Origin of the sequence: Enterobacter cloacae complex sp. GF14B (assembly GCF_004136805.1) — a bacterium.
In the GTDB taxonomy this organism is placed as follows: domain Bacteria; phylum Pseudomonadota; class Gammaproteobacteria; order Enterobacterales; family Enterobacteriaceae; genus Enterobacter; species Enterobacter hormaechei_C.
Genome location: NZ_QFRV01000191.1, coordinates 1 through 2,571, shown reverse-complemented (window position 1 = coordinate 2,571; position 2,571 = coordinate 1). Strand labels below are relative to the sequence as shown.

General features: G+C 61.6%; 4 protein-coding genes. All 4 read left to right on the top strand.

Annotation, left to right across the window (positions count from 1 at the left end):
• Positions 1 to 566 (top strand): oxidoreductase C-terminal domain-containing protein (locus tag DD606_RS24535; protein ID WP_176691480.1); only part of this gene is annotated, 566 nt, incomplete at its 5' end.
• A 25-nt stretch (positions 567 to 591) separates the two neighbouring features.
• Positions 592 to 1,848 (top strand): MFS transporter, encoded by a 1,257-nt coding sequence (locus tag DD606_RS24530; RefSeq protein ID WP_003860059.1) that lies wholly within the window; start codon positions 592 to 594, stop codon positions 1,846 to 1,848.
• A 10-nt stretch (positions 1,849 to 1,858) separates the two neighbouring features.
• On the top strand, positions 1,859 to 2,389 hold the full coding sequence (locus tag DD606_RS24525) for a cupin domain-containing protein (protein ID WP_003860061.1): 531 nt from the start codon (positions 1,859 to 1,861) through the stop codon (positions 2,387 to 2,389).
• Positions 2,390 to 2,398: 9 nt separating this feature from the next.
• On the top strand, positions 2,399 to 2,571 hold a 173-nt coding region (locus tag DD606_RS24520; protein ID WP_139158360.1), incomplete at its 3' end, for an alpha/beta fold hydrolase.

The window sequence follows — 2,571 nt, the reverse complement described above, 5'->3', positions numbered from 1 at the left end:
CGCTGGAGCTGGAGGACGACGGCGGCCTGCCGGTCATCCACTGCGACGGCCAGCGTGAAACCTTTGATGCGGTCGTGGTCGGGATCGGCGTCGATCTCAATCTGGAGCTGGCGCGTGACGCGGGGCTGAAAACCGGGCGCGGGATCGTGGTGAATGCCCAGGGACGCACCTCGGATCCGTTCATCTTTGCCGCAGGAGATGTGGCCCAGCACCATCACTACGGCTTGTGCATCCAGTCCTGGGCCTTCGCCCAGAATCAGGCGGTGGCGACGGCGAAAGCGATGCTCAATCCCGATGCGCCAGGTTATGACGACGCGCCGTGGCTGTGGTCGGATCAATACCAGCACAACATTCAGATCCTCGGCATTCCGCAGGCAGGCTGCCGAACGATAGTGCGTGAAGAGGCGCTGTACTTCTCGCTGGACGACAACGGGCGGCTGACGCAGCTGGTGGCGTTCAACGATGCGCGCACCGTCAAGCTGGCGAAGCGCTGGATGGCGGCGGGGCGGGATCTGTCGGACGTACCGCTTGCCGACCCGACATTTTCACTGATGTCACTGCGATAGCTAACCCGCACCCGTAGGGGGAGAAATGACCACACTAGAGACTAACACCGCGCCGGTTGAGGCGAGCGGTGAGGGGACCCGCACGCCCGAAAAAGCGGTGCGCTGGGCCATCCCGCTGTCGCTGCTGGCCTGCGTGCTGCTGGCCTTTTTCGACAAAATCAGCATCGCGGCGCTCTTTTCAGATACCCATTTCCAGCAGGCGATGGGCATTGATTTCGACACCACGCGCCTCGGCATTCTGATGAGCGCTTTCCTGCTGAGCTACGGCTTCTCATCGGTGTTTTTAAGCGGTTTAGGCGACAAAATCGCGCCGCTGCGCCTGCTCACCGGGATGATGGCAGTGTGGTGCGTGCTGATGGTGGCGATGGGCTTTACCCATAACTACACGCTGATGATCGTCCTGCGTATTCTGCTGGGCGTGGCGGAAGGACCGCTGTTCCCGCTGGCCTTCGCCATTGTGCGCCACAACTTCCCGCAGCATTTGCAGGCGCGCGCCACCATGCTGTGGCTGCTGGGCACCCCGGTGGGCGCGGCGATTGGTTTCCCGCTCTCCCTCTGGCTGCTAAACACCTTTGGCTGGCAGAGCACTTTCTTTGTGATGGCCATGCTTACCGTGCCGGTGCTTATCTTTGTGCGCATTGGTCTGCGCGGTATCCGCCTGGAGGCAAAACCCGGTACCTCGCAGGCATCACAGGACGAGCGGCGCGCCGCACGGCGCGAGCTGTTTGTCAGCCCGCACTTCTGGATCATCTGCATCTTTAACATCGCTTTCCTGACCTACCTGTGGGGCATCAACGGCTGGTTGCCTGGCTACTTAATTAAGGGCAAAGGCATCCACCTGGAGCATGCGGGCTGGCTGTCGTCGATGCCGTTCATCGCCATGCTGGCAGGGGAAGTGATTGGCGCGTGGCTCTCTGACCGGGTCGATAAGCGCGCGGCGGCCTGCTTTATCTCGATGGCGGGGGCGGCGGTAGGCCTGGCGGCGGTGATGCACCTCGACACCCCGCTTGCCATCATTGCGGCGATGAGCTTCAGCACCTTTATGTGGGGCACCGGCGCACCCAACATTTTCGCCCTGCTGGCGAAGGCCACCCATCCCCGGGTGAGCGCCACGGCGGGCGGTATCTTCAACGGGCTGGGAAACTTTGCGGGCGCGCTGTCGCCGGCGGTGATGGGCGCGCTGATCGCCTTTACCCACAGCATGGATTCCGGGCTGATTTTTCTGGCGGTGATGGCGGCGGTGGGCTGCGTCCTGTTACTGCCGCTGCTGAGACGTTACTGAGGAGAGTGTCATGACTGATTCAATCGTAACCAACAAAACAGGCATCAAACCTGACCATCTGACGATGGAAGAGTGGGTCGAGTCGCGCATCGCGCGCTTCGAAGGCCGTAAATACGACTGGAACGCGCTGAAGTTCCAGGCCGATTTTGATCCGAAATATCGCCGGGCGCAGATGCGCTACATCGGCACCGGCGCAACCGGCGTGGCGAACGACACCAATACCGTGCAGGCGGACCATTTTACCTTCTCCACCATGGTGCTGCCGTCGAAGTGCGAAGGACCGCTGCACCTGCACGACGACGTGGAAGAGGTGTTCTTCATGCTCAAGGGGCAGATCACGCTGATGATCCAGGACGGCGACAACTACACCGAAACCGTGCTGCGCGAGCGTGACCTGATCTCCGTTCCGCCGGGCATCTATCGCGGCCTGTTTAACCACGGCGAAGAAGAAGCGCTGATGTGCGTCATGCTGGGGACCAATAAGCCGGAAATCCCGACCTATCCGTCCGACCATCCGCTTTCCAAAGTGAAGCGGAACTAAGGGGGCATGATGACGGGTTTTCGTGAACAGGGAAGCGGCATTCCGCTGATGCTGCTGCACGGGATCAGCTCCGGCGCCGCCTCCTGGCACAAGCAGATGGCGCTGAACGGTTTTCGCGTGCTGGCGTGGGACATGCCGGGCTATGGCGAAAGCCCGATGCTGGCCGTAGCGCGGGCAAACGC

Bases quoted from the DNA above. Each gene is read 5' to 3' on its own strand.
- DD606_RS24525 (WP_003860061.1), top strand. From the start codon at position 1,859: ATGACTGATTCAATCGTAACCAACAAAACAGGCATCAAACCTGACCAT.
- DD606_RS24530 (WP_003860059.1), top strand. From the start codon at position 592: ATGACCACACTAGAGACTAACACCGCGCCGGTTGAGGCGAGCGGTGAG.